Origin of the sequence: Psychrobacter okhotskensis (assembly GCF_013248965.1) — a bacterium.
GTDB lineage: Bacteria > Pseudomonadota > Gammaproteobacteria > Pseudomonadales > Moraxellaceae > Psychrobacter > Psychrobacter okhotskensis.
In genome coordinates this window covers 1-18,856 of sequence record NZ_JABRVQ010000017.1, presented here as the reverse complement: position 1 = coordinate 18,856, position 18,856 = coordinate 1, and the positions used below count along the sequence as shown (strand labels likewise).

Annotated in this window: 14 protein-coding genes and 1 pseudogene; 6 read left to right on the top strand and 9 right to left on the bottom strand. The window is 43.3% G+C overall.

Going from position 1 to position 18,856, the window contains the following annotated elements; all coding sequences use genetic code 11:
* Positions 1-259: 259 nt before the first annotated feature.
* Both HQR03_RS09245 and HQR03_RS09240 read left to right on the top strand, forming a co-directional pair.
* Complete coding sequence (locus HQR03_RS09245; RefSeq protein WP_173239970.1) at positions 260-2,044, top strand: acyl-CoA dehydrogenase C-terminal domain-containing protein; 1,785 nt, start codon at positions 260-262, stop codon at positions 2,042-2,044.
* A 406-nt stretch (positions 2,045-2,450) separates the two neighbouring features.
* Positions 2,451-4,892 (top strand): site-specific recombinase, encoded by a 2,442-nt coding sequence (locus HQR03_RS09240; RefSeq protein WP_173239969.1) that lies wholly within the window; start codon positions 2,451-2,453, stop codon positions 4,890-4,892.
* A 257-nt stretch (positions 4,893-5,149) separates the two neighbouring features.
* On the opposite strand, the gene HQR03_RS09235 is transcribed toward HQR03_RS09240, so the two are convergent.
* From HQR03_RS09235 to HQR03_RS09225, 3 genes are all read right to left on the bottom strand, one after another.
* Positions 5,150-6,007 (bottom strand): symmetrical bis(5'-nucleosyl)-tetraphosphatase, encoded by an 858-nt coding sequence (locus tag HQR03_RS09235; protein WP_173239968.1) that lies wholly within the window; start codon positions 6,005-6,007, stop codon positions 5,150-5,152.
* Between the two features lie 44 nt (positions 6,008-6,051).
* Positions 6,052-6,915 (bottom strand): 16S rRNA (adenine(1518)-N(6)/adenine(1519)-N(6))-dimethyltransferase RsmA, encoded by an 864-nt coding sequence (gene rsmA / locus HQR03_RS09230; RefSeq protein ID WP_173239967.1) that lies wholly within the window; start codon positions 6,913-6,915, stop codon positions 6,052-6,054.
* 365 nt (positions 6,916-7,280) lie between these two features.
* Complete coding sequence (locus tag HQR03_RS09225) at positions 7,281-7,727, bottom strand: MerR family transcriptional regulator (protein ID WP_100750144.1); 447 nt, start codon at positions 7,725-7,727, stop codon at positions 7,281-7,283.
* Positions 7,728-7,779: 52 nt separating this feature from the next.
* On the opposite strand from HQR03_RS09225, the pseudogene HQR03_RS14390 reads away from it, so the two are divergent.
* A pseudogene (locus HQR03_RS14390) lies at positions 7,780-8,073 on the top strand (DNA cytosine methyltransferase); the annotation flags it as partial.
* Here the strand turns inward: HQR03_RS14390 and HQR03_RS09215 are convergent.
* The 4 genes from HQR03_RS09215 to pdxA form a co-directional block, all read right to left on the bottom strand.
* Positions 8,057-9,400 (bottom strand): aminomethyl transferase family protein, encoded by a 1,344-nt coding sequence (locus HQR03_RS09215; protein ID WP_173239965.1) that lies wholly within the window; start codon positions 9,398-9,400, stop codon positions 8,057-8,059. The pseudogene HQR03_RS14390 and the gene HQR03_RS09215 overlap by 17 nt on opposite strands.
* Positions 9,401-9,415: 15 nt before the next feature.
* Positions 9,416-9,976: a TetR/AcrR family transcriptional regulator gene (locus tag HQR03_RS09210; protein ID WP_173239964.1), complete on the bottom strand. Its 561-nt coding sequence runs from the start codon at positions 9,974-9,976 to the stop codon at positions 9,416-9,418.
* Positions 9,976-10,320 carry a DMT family transporter gene (locus HQR03_RS09205; protein WP_102076209.1) on the bottom strand — a complete coding sequence of 115 codons (345 nt, stop codon included), beginning with the start codon at positions 10,318-10,320 and terminating at the stop codon, positions 9,976-9,978. Before HQR03_RS09205 ends, HQR03_RS09210 begins: the two co-directional genes overlap by 1 nt.
* A 626-nt stretch (positions 10,321-10,946) precedes the next feature.
* Entirely contained in the window at positions 10,947-12,038 is a 1,092-nt protein-coding gene (gene pdxA / locus HQR03_RS09200; RefSeq protein WP_173239963.1) for a 4-hydroxythreonine-4-phosphate dehydrogenase PdxA, read from the bottom strand.
* Between the two features lie 359 nt (positions 12,039-12,397).
* Here pdxA and dnaB point away from each other — a divergent pair, with 359 nt between their 5' ends.
* The 3 genes from dnaB (at position 12,398) to argF (ending at position 16,245) form a co-directional block, all read left to right on the top strand.
* Positions 12,398-13,801, top strand: a complete 1,404-nt coding sequence (gene dnaB / locus HQR03_RS09195; RefSeq protein WP_068405205.1) for a replicative DNA helicase — start codon at positions 12,398-12,400, stop codon at positions 13,799-13,801.
* A 188-nt stretch (positions 13,802-13,989) separates the two neighbouring features.
* On the top strand, positions 13,990-15,114 hold the full coding sequence (alr, locus tag HQR03_RS09190) for an alanine racemase (protein ID WP_173239962.1): 1,125 nt from the start codon (positions 13,990-13,992) through the stop codon (positions 15,112-15,114).
* A gap of 207 nt (positions 15,115-15,321) precedes the next feature.
* Positions 15,322-16,245 carry an ornithine carbamoyltransferase gene (argF, locus tag HQR03_RS09185; RefSeq protein ID WP_144296248.1) on the top strand — a complete coding sequence of 308 codons (924 nt, stop codon included), beginning with the start codon at positions 15,322-15,324 and terminating at the stop codon, positions 16,243-16,245.
* 159 nt (positions 16,246-16,404) lie between these two features.
* On the opposite strand, the gene rpiA is transcribed toward argF, so the two are convergent.
* Together rpiA and HQR03_RS09175 are read right to left on the bottom strand one after the other, a co-directional pair.
* Complete coding sequence (rpiA, locus tag HQR03_RS09180) at positions 16,405-17,064, bottom strand: ribose-5-phosphate isomerase RpiA (protein ID WP_068405199.1); 660 nt, start codon at positions 17,062-17,064, stop codon at positions 16,405-16,407.
* 141 nt (positions 17,065-17,205) lie between these two features.
* The gene (locus HQR03_RS09175) at positions 17,206-18,516 is read right to left on the bottom strand and encodes an arsenic transporter (RefSeq protein ID WP_173239961.1); all 1,311 of its coding nucleotides are present in this window, start codon (positions 18,514-18,516) and stop codon (positions 17,206-17,208) included.
* Between the last annotated feature and the right edge of the window lie 340 nt (positions 18,517-18,856).

Genomic DNA, 18,856 nt, shown 5'->3' with positions numbered 1-18,856 from the left:
ATGAACATCACTATTGTAATTAAAATCGGCAACATACCAAGGTGTGTTGCCGATTTGCTTATTGCGATACAGTTGCGCTTATAAAAACGATTATTTGCCAAAAAAACATTTTTGGTGTACGCGCAATTCACGAAGAAATACACAAGCTAAGCCTCTAATTTGCTAAACTTTAGCTATTGATCATTAAGGTTAACTCAAAAAGAACAACCGATAACCTTAACGTATTTAATTTTTATTCAATTGAACCAAAGGAATGTTTATGGCTGTTTATAATGCCCCTCTTAATGACATGCGCTTCATCTTAAATGATGTTTTTAAAGCGAATGAATTTTGGCAAAACAACGACAATCTGGCTCATGTTGACATGGACACTGTCGATATGATTTTAGAAGAAATGGCAAAACTGACCAAAAACGTTCTGCTACCTATTAACCGTAGTGGCGATGAAGAAGGTGCTACTTTTCAGGGTGATGGCGTTGTCACTACGCCAACAGGTTTCAAAGACGCTTATAAACAATATGCCGAATCTGGCTGGGTTGGTTTAAGCGGTAACGCTGAATACGGTGGTCAAGGCTTCCCAAAAATGGTCACTATGCTGACCGAAGAGATGGTTTTCACTGCCAACCAATCGTTTGCCCTCTACCCTAACTTGACTGTTGGCGCCACATTGTGTCTTAATGCTGCCGGTTCAGAAGAACAGAAACAAACCTATCTAGAAAAAATGTATAACGGCGAATGGGCTGGTACCATGTGCCTAACAGAGCCACATGCCGGTACTGACTTAGGTATTATCAAGACCAAAGCGGTGCCAAATGATGATGGTAGCTATCAGATTTCTGGTACTAAGATTTTCATCACAGGTGGTGAACACGACCTAACTGATAATATTATTCACTTAGTATTGGCAAAAACGCCTAACGCCCCAGAAGGCTCAAAAGGCATTTCTTTATTCGTCGTACCAAAATTCTTGGTCAAAGAAGATGGCAGCTTGGGCGAGCGTAATACCTTGGCTGTTGGTTCTATCGAACATAAGATGGGTATCAAAGCGTCGGCCACTTGCGTCATGAACTTTGACAATGCAAAAGGCTGGATGGTTGGTGCTGAAAACACGGGTCTGTCTTCTATGTTCATCATGATGAACTATGAGCGTGTCACCATGGGTCTGCAAGGACTTGGTGGTTCTGAGCTTGCTTACCAAAACGCGGCACTGTATGCCAATGACCGTGGTCAAGGCCGTAGCGACACCCAACTACAAAGCCCAGAAAAACCAGCTGACGCGATTATTCATCACGCCGATGTCCGCCGCATGCTGTTAAATGCTAAGACCAATACTGAAGCATCACGCTGTTTTGCGATGTATGTCGCCAAAAACCTTGATGAAGAAAAATTTAGTACCGATCCTGAGGCCGCTCAAGCAGCCGCTGCACGCGTTGCCTTACTGACGCCAGTTGCTAAAGCTTTCTTGACCGATAAAGCGTTAGAAGCAACCATTGATTGTCAGCAAGTATTTGGTGGTCACGGCTATATCCGCGAATGGGGCATGGAGCAAATCGTCCGTGATACCCGTATTGCGCAGATTTATGAAGGCACCAATGGTATCCAAGCGCTTGACCTACTAGGTCGTAAAGTGGCAAAAAATAACGGCAAATACGTCACTCATTTCTTAGGTGAGATTCGTGACTTTGTCAATAATATGCAAGCAGATCATGGCATCAAGCAAGCAACGCTAAACGCTGCTGATACGATTGAAGAGTTAACCACCACGGTACTTAGCAATATTGGCGCACGTAAGAGTGAAATTAATGGCTGTGCCGTTGATTACATGCATGCGTTTGGCTACCTTGCCTACTCGTATATGTTTGCACTCATGGTCGAAGCTGCGAATGGTAAAGAAGGTGAGTTCTACACCAATAAAGCCAAGCTTGCCGATTATTTCGTCGGTCGTATCTTGCCACGCATCGACGCTCACGCGCAGATGGTAAAAGCTGGCAGTGATCCAATGATGAACTTTGATCTTAGTTACTTTGATGTACCTGCTAGCTAATTGTTTACTTTTATAATAAAGTAAGCCATACCGTACAACGATAAAAGGGACAGACACGCTACTGTCCCTTTTTTTGCCAAAATATTGTGGCAGCCATTAAAGAAATTAGACGAATCAAAGAAAGAAGAGAAATCAGCATAGTAAAGGTCAGAATAACTGCTAACAAAATAATTAAGCGCCGAGAGATGGTTACGATTAAAATAACGCAGAGCTAAGCGTATTAACTTTAATAAGGGTTTTTTAGTTTTAAACAGTAAAGTGATGCATTGGCACGCTAAAAATTAACACTCAAAAACTCCCCTCACTTATTACAACATTGATAAACACAGCATTTGCTAAAAAAAATATCTCCTTGCCCATACTCAATAATAACAATGATTGAAATAACCACCATAAGGGATGCAATGTGTCAGAAATAAAACACATTTTACAACAGATAACTGCCTTAAGTGATGTGCCAGATCCTGCGGTACTCAAGCGCTTAATCGATGAGCTACGTGTCAGCGACAAAGAGCCAGCGTTAGCCAATCAAAAGATGCAAGATTTGATTGATATTTTACGTCAGCATCCAGAATATGCCGATGGACTGTCAAGCTTCGTTTTAAAACTCATCATTGAATATCGCCAAATTGCGTTATATACCGATACGGGCATCATGTCGGATCAAGGCTTTTTTAATAGTCTGCGCCGCCTTATCGGTCATCGTTTTTTACCCCTGCTGCCACAAGAAGATTCTGTCATAGAATTGGTCGGTTATTTGTTTGACAGACGCTCTGATGAGCGCTGGCTTGCCAATATTGACAAAGACAAATGGGATGAGATGGTCGGCCTACTCAAGGTCAATGAGCAGCATTTAAACTTGGTCGCAACGGCAAAAAACAGTATCTTGAACGCGATTATCATTTTATCGTATCGGATTAGCGGCATCGGCTTGCATCCAGATTTGATGGAATTTTATCCGCAAATGCTCAATTACTCGGCGTCATTTGTGGCACAAAATCAAGAAGCTGTGCTGTACGTCAATCAATACCGAGAAGCGCATGAGCTTGACACTCTAACCGATATTATCCCTGACAAAGCGGTCGATCCTGCGCCATTACTAGTGATGATTGAGCAATGCGAAGATATCGTTGCCACCATACGTAAGCGCATTTATAAAACCGGTATCTCTATCCGCCTAACCAACATGATGCTGCGTTTGGATCAAAGCTTACAACGGATGCGTATTTTAACTGAGCTGGTAGCAGACAACTACGATAAGCGTGATCAGGCTATTATTGAGCTCATTCAAGCGCTGATTACGAGTGCCAGTCGCCGCTATAGTATTGGTTATTTGATTGATAATAATACCAAGCTGCTATCGCGCAAAGTCACCGAAAACGCCAGCCGCGTCGGTGAGCATTATATTAGTACCGATAAAGCTGGCTACCAGAAAATGTTTAAAAAAGCTTCCATCGGTGGCTTTATCATTGCTTTTATGGCAACTACTAAGATATTGGCGTACCATCTGGCGCTTGCACCGATGGGACGCGCCTTTATCAATAGCATGATTTATGGTTTGGGCTTTGTTTTTATTCATATCGTCCATGGTACGGTCGCCACCAAGCAGCCCGCTATGACGGCAGCGGCAATCGCCTCTACCATATCTGATGGTTCTGGTAAGAAATCGCATCAGTTAAATAAGTTATCAGAATTGGTAGTCGATATCTTACGAACACAGTTCGTTGCCATCATGGGTAATGTTATGGTGGCCATACCCGTTGCCCTAACTATCTCTTTCGTTTGGCTGCATAATACGGGCGAAGCAATGGTGAACACTGATAAAGCCGCACATTTGCTGCATAATCTTGACCCCTTTCACTCCTTAGCGCTTCCTCATGCGGCTATCGCTGGCGTGTATTTATTTTTAGCCGGTCTTATCGCGGGTTACTATGATAATTTGGCGGTTTATAACCAAATCGGCGCCCGTATTCAGCGTCATAAGCTTTTGCAATACTTATTACCCAAAGCTTGGCTTCAGCGTTTGGGCGGCTTTATAGAAGCCAATCTCGGCGCCATTATGGGCAACTTTTTATTCGGGGTGTTCTTAGGCAGTACCGCTACCATAGGTTTTATATTTGGCCTACCTATCGATATCCGTCACATTGCTTTTGCATCTGCGGATTTAGCTCATGGCTTATTTAATCTATCGTCGAGCCAACTAGATTGGACCATTGTACTTACCTCTATTTTAGGGGTTGCGCTCATCGGTATGACGAACCTTGTAGTCAGCTTCTCGCTGGCATTGTTTGTCGCCCTGCGCTCTAAAGAAGTCAAGTTTATGGAATGGAGCCTTTTAACCAAGCAGCTTTTTAGTCATATGCTGACCCACCCGTCCGACTTTTTTTGGCCACGTGACAAACCTATGAAGTACGCACGTATCGACAGCCAAGGTCATATGATTTTTGATGATACCAATGCTCATAAAGGCGGACAGACCATACCGCATAATTACGTGGTACGCCGTTTATCTGACGTCAAAATCCTGCCCAAATCTAAGCAAAAAAGCATGCAAAATGAGCAAGCTATTACCGATATAGATTATAATAATAATATATCGGATAGCTATGCCGACGCGGCGCTGAAAAGTCGAGAAACGCACAGTACTATTAAGCCAGTAAGCGCCAAAAAAACGATCGACCTCGATGATGGGCTAATAGATGAGGAGCTAAATAGCGTCCCTTATAGTAATGACATTCAATACGATAAGTCGTATAAAGACGACGACAGCAATCCTGATAGTAAAGCTGCTGGCGATGCCAAAACGCCCTTGCCTAAACCAAAAAAACCACCAAACCTACCCAGTTAAGGGGACGGTGTTGGTGGCTTAAATAGCAGCTTGACTAACGGTTTTTTTAACTTACGAATTAGATGATAAATTATTTTTTTACAGATTTTATCTCAGAAAATATAGTCAAAATAACCTAAAAAACGCTACGGTATTGCTGATATCAATTTTTTGTACCCTCTGTCTGAGCAGGCACAGCAAGCAAGAAAAGTTGATATCAGCAGTGCGTGATGTATCGATATTACTTTTCACTCATTATAGCATATAATGTGGTATGACTATTGTTCTGTTGGCTCTTCTGTTGGTGCTATACAGTGAGTGTTTGAGGTGATGGCTTTGCCGTCGCCCAAGCGATAAGCAAATAAATAATTACCCCAAACACAGCCACCATCAAGCGCACGCGCATGCGGTAAATCAACCTCAGCGTTAAGCGCCGCCCAATGACCAAATAAAATCTTGCGTGCACGTGGTACTTGCCATTCAAACCAAGGCAAAAAATCCTTTGGCATGGGCTCATCTAATCCTGCTGAAAAATTAAATTCGAGCGTGCCATCTTGTTTGCATAAGCGCATACGGGTGAAATAATTGGCAATTGCTCGCATTTTGGTATAGCCATGAATGTCTGCATGCCACTCATCGGCAGTTTTGCTATATAGATTCGGCAATAAGCGATCAAGCTGTTCTAAGCTGCCTTTTAGTTGGACCTCTAACTGCTGTGCATATTTCGCCGCCGCCTTAATCGTCCAATGCGGTGGGATACCCGCATGTACCAATACCGTCTGCTCATCAGGATAAGCCAGTAGTGGCTGATGGCGTAGCCATTCTAACAATTCATCGCAATCATCGGCAGCAAAGATAGGTGCGGTCTTATCTTTTTTCTTGAGCGCTGTTGCCCCGCGCCAAACCGCAATTAAATTGATATCGTGATTACCCAATACCGTTGCCGCAGCCCCTTGTTCACATAGCGCTTTGACATGACGTAGGGTACTTAACGAATCTTCACCGCGTGCCACCAAGTCGCCGGCAAACCATAATTTATCTTGCGCTGGATCAAAATCTAAAGTTTCAAGTAATTGCAGATAGGCCGCGTAGCAACCTTGCAAATCACCGATGACATATTGATGGCGAAAACTCATAAACCCTCTATCATTTTTGCTTGATAAATTAAGCGTCTAATAAATTAAGAGGCTAAGTGACGCGCTTGATTGCTTAAATTGACAAAATCTTTCACACTTAACACTTCCGGACGCGCTTGTGGATCGATGTCGCAAGCGGCGAAATCGGCTTCGCTCAGCGTCGGCAATAACGTAGAATTTTTAAAAATAGCGCGTAGTGTCTTACGGCGATGATTAAAGGTTTCGCGTACCACAAGTGCAAAATACTCTTCATCTTCAGCCACGATTGGTTTATTGATATGCGGCGTCAAGCGAAAAACCGCACTGGTGACTTTTGGCGGTGGATTAAAGGCGCCGCGCGGTACGGTCAATAAATAATCGGTATCGCAATGGTATTGCATAATGACTGATAGACGACCATAGGTTTTGCTGCCAACTTCGGCGGTGATACGCTCAACCACTTCTTTTTGCAGCATAAAATGCATGTCTTGAATGACATCGGCATAACTGAGCAAATGAAACAGTATCGGCGTAGAAATGTTATACGGTAGATTGCCCACCACGCGCAGCTTACCGCGCTCAGGACTATACAGTTCACGATAATCAACATGCATGGCATTGTCTTTGATAATCGTAAAGTTTGGATGGCTATTAGCCCCAATACGAATGCGCAAACTATCTGCCAAATCACGATCCAGCTCGACCACGGTCATCGCATCGACTTCTGCTAATAGCGGCTCTGTTAGCGCGCCCATACCGGGTCCAATCTCGACCAAATTATCGTCACGCTCTAAACGAATGCTCTCAACAATCTCACGTATAACACTACGGTCATGTAAGAAGTTTTGACCAAAGCGTTTACGCGGTTGGTGTTTGGCAGCGCGTAGGCTGTTAGAAATAGATTGAGCATCAAACGTAGTTTTGGACATAAAAAGGTCTTAATCGATAAAAGATAAATGGACTATAGCGCTATGGCAGCAATGTGCTAGATTTATATGCGCTTTTATTTGCTGGCTTTGTGATACGAAATTATAGCACAGCTCATAATTACACTGTATTTTTGAGACATTATTATTAATAAACTACCCATACCTTATCACAACCGACACAGTGCCTTATTTTTGTTCTAAAATCCTTTATTATAACGACGATCATGAGAATAAGCATGGTACCCTAGTGAGGACTTGAACGCTAAACTGTGGGTTAATGGTATTAACGTTTTAACTTGCTGAGATAAGCACAGTGTACTTCATGGTGTACTTACCACACATATTCTATTAGTGATTGGTGCGATTCAGGTTAAGGAGAGATGCGCCGCTATTCGTTTTCCCCATTCAGAGTTAGAAATGAAGCCAATATTTTCTGACTTTATTTCTTCTAAAATAGTATAACAAGCACTAAGCTGGTTAATAGTATTAATGATCTCAGTTTTTTGACGTTTCGCTTCAGTAAGTTTTTCGGAAATAGTAATTAAATCTTTATCAATATTGAGAGTGCCATTGAAATGATCATTAAGGTATCTTTTAAATTCATTAAGAGTAAAACCGATGGCTTGTGCGTCTTTAATCATTTTAATACGCTCAATACATTCAGGATGAAATTCGGTGTATAGGCGTGATCCTGCTTGGCGTTTTCGAGATTTCAGTAGCCCCATCTCATCGTAATGACGAATAGTATCTTTGGTTGTGTTAGCTTGTGTTGCTAAAGCTCCTATTAATAAGAATGATGTATCAGATTCCATACTATAACCTTAAAAATATAATTTTTATCTAGTTTTAAATAACTATACCGCAACCTATAAAATACTATTGGCTTCTGAATATGGTGTACCCCAAAACAGACGTAGGGCTTGTTCTGTTGGTCTAAAAAATAGTAAAACCTTTAGTTTTCCAGAGCCTACCACACAAAGCTTCATTACCTGTGAACAGGCGATTGGTGATTTGCCTAATGAAACTATTGGAGATGTTGAGGGCTATTCCATTGAAGCCCAAATTAACTATCAGCGACTAATGCGAATGGATAGCAATATTTCATATTTTTTTGTTTTCTGTGCTGACACAAAACCGCCTTTCAAGGCAACGCCTTAGTATCAATATCACGGTTACGAGGTAGGGTAAGATAAGGGAAACGGCTCACCTTGGCCCGTATCTTTTTTTGTCGTTTGCTTGGATTACCCCAGATAACTTCTAAGGTGGTACCTTCGATGGCATACTCGGTTTCAATAACCGCCAAAGAAATCATACGACGGTAATAAAACGAATAAATACGTCCGCTTGAAATACCTATACTGCGACTATCTATCTGCACCTCATCTGCCACAACAATAGAACTCTGCGTTGTCCAAATAGGATTGGCTGGGAATTCCATAAACTCAAAAGGCTCACCAGACTCAAAATAAGAGGCATAGATATCCTTAATATCGTCCGCATACCATTCAAGCGTTACAATTTTTTTTGCTTGCTGCTGCATGGCAACTTCAAGGGCGGCTCTGCCAACGAAGTCATGATCAAAGGTGATCATATGCCCCCAACCTAAATCGATAGGGTTAAAATAACGACGGGTGATATCGACACCTGCACTGCCTGGCAGTTTGGCAAGCAAAGCATCGTATTTGCCATTTAGATAGTCCATAAAGTCTTCATCTTGGGTCCAAGCAGGTAAAAAGTGGATAAAGGCTTGGGCAAAACCATTTTCCGTATGATTCATACCATAAGCACGCATCCCTAGACGAACTAAGTTAAACGGTTGTCCTGCTGCCATTAAGGCTTGGTAAACCAACGGAGCATCTTTGATATCCCCATGCACCTCATATGCCAGTGTGCCTGCTACGCCCAACCGAAAAATCCGCACAGCAATACCTGTTGGTGGTAGTTCATCCCCGTAGATATGCACTGTGCGATGCCAAATAAATTTAATATCGCTGAGGGATTCTTGGGTGGCTGCCTCGAGAATTTTCAAAGATAAGGAACCACCCAGTTGGAACAGAAAGGTTTTGCCTGTCAAATCTTCAATATTGACATCATAGTTGCCACGACTGGCAATGTATTCTAGGTAAGGTGATAAAAAATATGATACGAACGCATTATCCTCTGTGCGAAGCAGCATACCATCCGCCATCACATTACCCTTATAGTTACACATCACGGCATGCTTTGATGCACCAACGCTAAATCGGCTAAAATCGTTGATACAATGATCGCGAAACAATGTTAATGCATCGGGTCCTGTGATGCGTGCAGGCATTGGTGGGTTTAGCCCAGCGTGCAAGTAACAGCTCTCTTTCCATGAAAGGACTTCTGTTTTCCAGTCCATAAATTGATAGGGATAAAGATGCCCAAACGCCACATTGTAATCGGCAACGTCTTTAAAAAAAGGAATATAAGGGCTATAGGGAATAGTATTCTCTTGCTTCATGAGTGACTCCCGTCATTAAGTAGCATGCGTCATCTCAAGTAATTGCTGTTTAAGGGCATGTAAATCTTTTTTGGCAGTGAGCTTGCCGCCGTGTAATAAATGGGTGAACCAAATGCCATCGGCTGCCATTCTGACTACTTCAAGCTGTAGGCTGTTATCGGTCTTTTGATGCTTCACCATACGCCCTGCCATCCACACATCCCAACGCTCAACTAGCTCAGGTCTGGCACACAGCGAAAATGTCAAAGCTGAAGACAATCTATCATCAATACAGGCAAAAAAAGTGGCATGGATATAGGCTCTAGTAAAACGACCATAATCGACTGTATCTTTAGCTAATAAATCGTCAAGCAACTTGTCAAGCATCGCTAATTCACGGTCAAATACAGCTTCAATTAGAGCCTTTTTATTGGGAAAATGATGAAATAAAGCTCCTTTAGTGACCCCTGCTTCAGTTGCCACCTTATCAATGCTTACCCCTGCAAAGCCGCACGTGGTCATTAAACTTGCGGTACTTTGTAATAAGCGATGCCGCACCATCTCAGGATTTTTTTTTGGTCTATTCAGATTAGTCATTAGCTATGCCCACTCATTTTAGAAAAGCCATTAATCACTACTACCCCAATCACAATCAGTGCAATACCTACAATAGCTGCCATATCTGGTTTTTGCTTAAAGACCAAGACGCCAATAACCACTGTTAAGATAATCCCGAGACCACCCCAAGTTGCATAAGCAATGCCAATGGGTAAGGTGCGTAATGCCTGTGCCAGCATAAAAAATGATCCTGCATAAAATACCCCACAGATAAGAGTCGGCACAAGGCGAGTGAAATGCTCAGATTTGCCTAAAAACGTGGTAGCGATGACTTCAAGTACGATGGCAAAAAACAGAGCAGCATAGGATAAAAGCGAGTTCATAAAATTAACCAGTAGGAAAAAATCCTATTATACATACCAACTAGTTGGTATACATAATAAAATTTGTAACTTTTTTATGTTAAATTTCTTTAATGGGGTCAGCATAGAATCTGGAAAGATTAGCCCGCTAAGTAATTTCTTTGAGTTGATGAGCCAAAAGCAAAGCTCTCAAGCCATCTTGTTTTCTTTAAGTATATTACTAGTTTTTTCCCTGTACAGAACCTGACGTAGTGACACTAACTGTATTGGTATAATGATATATGCCATTGTGGCAGGCTATGCTCGACAACGATTAAAAAGCCCAAAATCTCGTTAGAATTTCAACCGAGCTGGTGCATCGTTTATGGGACTTGCAGGAACTTGGCTAGTGGCAAAAGGTTAAGAATTTTTACAGCTACTATAAGCTATATACGGTGTACCTTCAGCTAAATTGATATCAGGTCTGTGAATAGAGTATACCCCAAGGGAACTAGCTATTTCACCCTTCAAACCTATTAACAGACCACTTATAACAGACTGGTATAATAGAACCACTTATATTAGACCGTGTTTGATGATTCATAAATAGCCGTTATTCACAACAAAGTTACCCAGTACTGCGTGACAAATGCCGCTAAGGTACCGACTTATGCAAGAGATCTATCAATAAGCGATTCATCTGCCATCTCATTAGCCATCAGGAGTGCTTGGTATAAGCTGGTTGCACTTGCGCCGCCGCGCCCTGCTAAATCAAGCGCCGTACCATGATCAACTGAGGTACGAATATAGGGCAGCCCCAAGGTAAGATTGACTGTATCGCCAAAGCCGTGCGATTTGAGCACCGGCAAACCTTGGTCATGATACATCGCAATCACAGCGTCACAGTTGGCTAAATGTCTTGGGGTAAATAAGGTATCCGCTGGCATTGCTTCTGATATATCAACGCCTACGTCGATAAACTCACGCAATACGGGATTGATAATCTCAATCTCTTCAACGCCCAAATGACCGCCCTCACCTGCATGCGGATTAAGACCGCAAACCAAAATACGTGGCTGCGTTAAGCCGAACTTCTCGCGCATATCGTCAATGACAATTTGTACCGTTTGGCGTACATTATCAGCAGTGATAGCCGCAGGTATGTCTTTTAATGCTAAATGCGTGGTAACAAGCGCCACTTTCATGGCTTGATTGGCGAGCATCATCACGACTTTCTCACAGCCACTTTGCTGCATAAAAAACTCGGTATGACCGCTAAACATGGTGCCATCGAGCAGTTTAATATCAGCATCTATTAAGGCAGATTTTTGCAATGGCCCTGTGACGATGGCAGCGACTGTTTTATTAGTCGCTAACTGATGGGCGATGTCCAATTGTTTGGCAACCATGGCCGAATTGCGAGTATTAATTTTTCCGCAGACAACGGCTTCAGCACAAGGCGTATTTAACAAAATAAACGCATTATCATCATTGTCATCCATAATTTGCTGTGACATCTGTTCTAAAAAGTCATCGGCTGCGATGTCTAAATCGACAGTTTGCCAAAGCGGACAGTTTTGGAGCACGCCTGCTGTTACCAGTATATCAGCGCGCTTTTGCATTGCGGCGCTATCAGCAGTGACCCAGATTGGACGCTTAAAATCCTGCAATTTACCCTCAGCTGCTAATAGCAGCACGATATCCATACCAATACCAGCAGGCTCACCGGTTGTGATTAATAATGGTCGTCTTTTTTGCATAGTAAAATATCCTATTTTGACATTAAGAATGTGATTTTATTGTATTTATTATTATGAAAACGAGCGTTCAAGAGGTTTTAAGGGGACGCAAATTTTATATCATAGCAGATAGCATTTTTATAGATAGTTACTGATAGCAGCCGAAAAAACGCTAGAATGTGTTAAACTTTCGCCTTTCATTGTAGCATTTACCAGCAAGCGCTGAGACCACCTTTTGGTACTTCTCTCGTAGAGCTATGTCGCGCTTGCTTGACCGTATCACTCCTAAAATAAATACTGATAGCAAATAGCTATTTATACTCTTATATAATTAATTTTATACCGACTTTTGAAACTGACTTTTAAGACACTGGGCACCCATGGCAGACAACGAAAAAACCGACGACTTACTCAATCAGACACCGCCGCACAATATCGATATTGAAAAGGCCTTGCTGGCGTCTTTGATGAGCATCGAAGAGGCATACGATAAGATTGCAGATATCGTCACCAAAGACGATTTTTATGCGGGGCGTCACCAGTATATTTTTGATGCAATTGCGCATTTGGCAGCGGTCAACGAGCCTTACGATACGGTCATGGTGCATGATTGGTTGGAAGCACAGAAACTGCTTAAAGGTGCCGGCGGTGACAGCTATTTGGCCGATATTTTGAGCCAAAGTCCTGCCACTTTGTTTAACCTCACTGCTTATGCACAGCGCGTGCGTGAGCTGTCGACCTTACGTCAGCTCATTACCACGGGCAATGACATGCTGACCCTTGCCTATAATCCCAAAGACCAAACGGTAAGCGATATCTTGGACAATGTTGAGGCAAAAATATTTAGTATCAATGAGCAGCATAATAAACGCGCAGAGCAACGCGGCCCCGTTGGTATTACCTCAGTATTGACCAATGTCATTGATAAGATTCAAGAGTTAAAGTCTAATCCTGACGGCATGATAGGTTTACAAACGCCATTCGTCGAGCTAAATAACAAAACCCAAGGCTTACAAGCCGGCGATTTAATCATTGTAGCGGCGCGTCCGTCTATGGGTAAAACCACCTTTGCTATGAACTTAGCAGAAGGCGTTTTGTTTAATGAAGATTTGCCCGTGGTGGTATTTTCGATGGAAATGCCCGCAGAGTCTATCGTCATGCGTTTGCTGTCGTCTTGGGGTGCGATTAATCAGACGCACTTGCGCTCTGGGCAAATGAATGAAGATGAATGGGCAAAAATGATGAATGCCATTCAGCATTTGCAATCTAAGCATTTATATATCGATGACAGTACCGCCCTGCCGCCCTCTGAGCTGCGTTCGCGCTGTCGCCGTATTGCCAAAAATCATGATGGTAAACTTGGCGCTATCGTCGTCGATTACCTACAGCTAATGAAAGTACCTAGTCTTGACGGCAACCGTGTGGGCGAAATCTCGGAAATTTCTCGTAGTTTAAAAGCCTTGGCTCGTGAGCTTGAATGTCCGGTTATTGCGCTGTCGCAGCTTAACCGCAGTCTAGAAAACCGTCCAAATAAGCGCCCTATCATGTCGGATTTGCGTGAATCGGGGGCGATTGAGCAGGATGCCGATTTGATTATGTTTATTTATCGCGATGAGGTTTATAATGAAAACTCAGACCACAAAGGTGTGGCTGAAATCATCATCGGTAAACAGCGTAACGGCCCTATCGGCACCGTCCGCTTAGGCTTTGAAGGGCAATTTACCCGCTTTATTAACCTGACACCAGAATACTATCAAAACGTCAGCTTTGAGAATGATGAATAATCGGCTGACTAAACAATACATATAATAAGCTTTAACTTTAAAACGACTATGAATAAAACTAGCCAGTGCGTCATCAGCCAAATTGATGACGCACTGGCTTTATTGCTTTACCCCATTACTAATAACACCATTTGTTTAATGAAATCGTTTTACTAATAAAAATAACTTTGTCAATAAAGAAGGCAATTATGCGCACTATCACAATTAATCCAGCCGCCATTACTCATAATGTGGCGCAAGTTAAAAAACTGGCACCGACGGCTAAAGTTCTTGCTATGGTCAAGGCCAATGCTTATGGTCATGGCGTCGCTGCTGTCTTACCAGCATTGCAACAAGGTGAGCAACAGGCTGATGGTATCGGCGTTGCAACTTTTATGGAAGCTTTAGAAGCCCGTCAATTAGGTTGGAATAAAACCATTGGTCTGATTGAAGGCGCATTTACCGCCGATGAATGGCAGCTAGCGATAGAGCATGATATCAGCTGCGTGATTCATCATGAGCCACAACTAAACTGGGCATTAGAAAATACGCCGCCTATTAGCAGCGCCACTCGAGTGGTTTGGCTAAAATATAATACTGGCATGAACCGCTTAGGCTTTAATGACCAAACGCTGATTCCAGCAGCCAAACGTTTGCATAAAGCCGGTTATCAGCTGATTTTAACCACTCACTTTGCCAATGCCGACGACTGCGCTCATCCTCTAAATGCCATTCAAATTCAGCGCTTTAACGACATGCTACAGACGTTACGAGAAACGGTGAACAGCGATGTAGAAGGCTCATTGTGCAACTCAGCAGGTATCGTCAATTTTCCCGAGCATCATCACGATTGGGTACGTCCGGGCATCATGCTTTACGGTAGTACGCCTGTCACTGATAAAAGTGCGCGTGATTTGGACTTACAGCCAGCAATGGAATTTAGCGCCCAAATCATCGCGCTACAACCAGTCAACGCAGGTGACGGCATTGGTTATGGCAGCCGCTGGACTGCGATGCAAGATACCAAAACAGCGTTAGTCAGCATCGGTTATGGTGACGGCTATCCACGCGTGGTGAGTGCTGATGCCTATGTTTGCGTCATTGATGAGACCAACAACCAAAGCTACCCATGTGCGGTCATCGGACGCGTAGCCATGGATATGATTGTCATTGACGTCAGCGCTGTGCCAAACAGCGTGGCGTTAAATAGTAAAGTATTACTGTGGGGTGACGCGCCGCACGTCGATGAAGTCGCCGCCCATGCTGAAACCATTAGCTATGAGCTGCTATGCCGCCTAAGCGCGCGCCCAACTCGAAACATAACAGAATCCTAATCGTTAGATATGAACATCATGACAGTTTGCCAGATAAAAGAGACAGCGCCAAATCATGGCAAATTGAACATTTACATTAAGCCCAATTGCGCTATACTAAAAGTTTGTTGTCACCACAGTATACGCACTGACGCGATATAATTACTGACTGACAACGTAACATTTTTATCGATTTTTCATCGATTGTGATCGACTGCTAGGATTACTATGAGTTTGCGCCATTTTTTGACCCTATCTGATTTAACCAAACAAGAACTAGAAAACCTCATCAAACGCGCTTGTGAATTACGCAAAATGCAACATGCCGGCGAGATATATCAGCCCTTCGTTGGGCGCACGCTTGGCATGATATTTGAGAAATCATCCACCCGTACGCGTATCTCATTTGAGACGGGCATGGGACAGTTTGGCGGCAGCGCTATCTTTTTGTCGCCAAATGACACGCAGCTTGGGCGCGGTGAGCCGCTAGAAGATTCGGCGCGTGTTATCTCAAGCATGGTCGATATCATTATGATTCGTACCTTTGGCCACGAAAAAGTTGAAACCTTTGCCGAATACTCTAGTGTGCCTATCATTAACGCGCTGACTGACGAATTTCATCCCTGCCAGCTGCTTGCTGATATGCAAACGTATTATGAGCATCGCGGCAGTATCGAAAACAAAATCGTCACTTGGGTTGGCGATGGCAACAATATGTGCGCCTCCTACATGCAAGCGGCCAATCAGTTTGGCTTTGAGCTGCGTGTTGCTGCCCCTTATGGCTTCGAGCCTGATCCTGAGCTGATGGAGCGCTTCTCACATTGCGTGAGCTTGGTCGAAGATGTGCAAGATGCAGCAAAAGATTCAAACTTAATCGTCACCGATGTTTGGGCAAGTATGGGGCAAGAGTCTGAACAAAACACTCGCGCACGCCGTTTTGCGCCCTATCAAGTCACGCCATCACTGCTTGATAAAGCTGACCCCGAAGTGGTATTTATGCATTGCTTACCTGCGCATCGCGGCGAAGAAATCTCTCACGATATGCTCGATGATCCACGCTCAGTGGTTTGGGACGAAGCGGAAAACCGCTTGCATGCGCAAAAAGCCTTGATGGAGTTTTTATTAAAAGACAAAATTAAGCTACCTGCCTAAAAATAGGTTGTTAAAAACATATCGTGATATTTTGCTAAACCAGCAAGCAGCAGATGAACAGATACGAAAAAGGCAGCGCATATTTTAATGCGCTGCCTTTTTATTGTTTATGACTTTATTTAGCGATAAGTTATAGCATTAAATTCTATCAATAATGCATTAACGCGTCAAAGTTGTCACCCCATCACTGCCCGCTCTAAGCAACACATCGGCTTGATTGGCAGCAAAAATACCATTACAGACCACGCCAACGATATTATTTAACTCTTGTTCGAACGCCAATGGATTACTGACATCCAAATCATAGGTGTCTAAAATCACATTACCATAATCGGTGACAAAATCTTCACGATAAACCGGCTCACCGCCCAAACGGGCTAATTGCCTTGCTACATACGAGCGCGCTTGTGGCAGTACTTCTATCGGTACGGGAAATTCGCGCCCCAAGCATTGCACACTTTTGCTTTCATCAACCATACAGACAAACTTGTTGGAAGCCGCAGCGACGATTTTTTCACGTGTGAGCGCACCGCCACCCCCTTTAATCAATTGCAAATGTTCATTTACCTCGTCAGCGCCATCGATATAGACATCAAGCTGACCGGCAAAGTTTAAATCGACGATGTCGATACCCAAGGCGCGTAGTTTATCTTCGGTGACCTGTGAGCTTGCGACCGCCCCAGCAAGCCTTAACGTCGGCAATAACTCAATCAAACAATTTACCGTACTGCCTGTCCCAACGCCAAGTATCATGTCATCTTCGATATAGCGGAGGGCAGCTTTGGCTGCGGCTTGCTTTTGTGCTTGCTGATCACTCATCATAAATCCTTGGAAAAATAAACGTCTCACTCTAAAAGAGCTAAAATGATAAAAGAGGTAAAGTGCGCCGCTATTATAGCTGATGGCTTTAATGGATGTCAGCGTAATAGCCACACTAATCGCAAGTCATTTACTCAACTTTTAAAATGAAGACAGATAAGGCAACCAAAACACCAAGGCCAACAGCGTGACTAGTAATACTGGCGGCGTAATGAGCAGACCGATTTTCATATACTGCCCCCAGCTTATTTTATAGTCTTTTTCTGCCAATACATGGAGCCACAATAAAGTCGCCAGACTACCGATAGGCGTAAATTTCGGTCCCAAATCATTACCAATCACATTAGCATAAATCATCAGCTCACGAGTGGCTGCGGGTACTTGCGCACTATCAATAGCCAGTGCGCCCACTAAGGTCGATGGCATATTATTCATGATAGAAGCCACGATAGCCGAAAGGAATCCAGTCCCTACTGTAGCGATAACATTGCCCTGCTGCCCTAACCAGTTAAGTATTTGAGCACCATAAGCCGTTAATCCTGCGTTACCCAAGCCATAAACGACTAAGTACATACCGATTGAAAACAACACGATTTGCCAAGGCGCTTTACGTACGACATCAGATACAGAAACAATAGCACCCCGACCACCTTGCCAACAGCGCCCTGCAATAGCTATTAGCAGCAGTGCAGCAGCGCCAGTGACGAGGGAAATAGGAATACCTAGTGATTCAGTCGCGAAATAAGTAACCATTAATAATGCTAATAGCGGAAAAGCTGCCCTAAACACCATCGGATCTTCAATAGCGGATGCAGGTGCACTAAGACTGGCAATAGAATAGTGTGTTGGAATTTGGCGGGCATATACCACCCATAGCACTGCTAATGTCGCGATGACAGAGACAATATTTACCGGCACCATGACTGCTGCATAACGCCCAAAGCCAATATCAAAATAATTGGCGCTAACAATATTAACCAGATTAGAAGTCACTAACGGCAGGCTGGCGGTATCAGCGATAAAGCCAGTGGCTATGATAAAAGCCAACGCAGATGGCGGTGAAAAATTAAGACGTAGCAATATAGCGATGACAATCGGTGTTAGTAGTAACGCGGCACCATCATTAGCAAAAAATGCGGAGATAAACGCACCAAGTATCACAATCATGGGAAATAACAGACGACCTTGCCCATTGCCCAGTCTAGCCACATGCAAAGCTGCCCAACCAAAAAATCCCGCTCTATCTAAGATAAGCGAGATGATGATTAGCGCCACAAAGGTGAAGGTCGCATCCCAAACGATGTCCCATACAATACCGACATCGGATAATTGCACCACGCCAAAAGCTAAGGCGACCAATGCTCCGCCCATCGCGCTCCAACCGATGCCCAATCCTTTAGGCTGCCATATCACCAAAACCAAAGTCACGATAAAGATAATTAATGCGAGCATGGAGCAACCTTATTTGAGCTGGCTTTTTTAACCGTATTGGTTTAACCGATTTTGTTGAGCTATCTGGTTTAGCCGATTGAATCTATAATCAGTTCGAAATAAAATCGATACGCTGATGTTATCGTGCAGTTGGGATAAATTTTCCTTGCGTGCTGTTATCTTTCGATGCTGCACAAAATTCATCCCAACCGTACTGTATCGTTTTTAAAGTGGGTCAACTATAGTCAATCCCACCTAAAAGTGTTATAAACTAACTATCAAATTCAATTGTTATTATAAAGACCATGACTTACTCGCTAGATTTTCGCAAACAAGTACTAAAAAGCTTAGACGAGGGTAT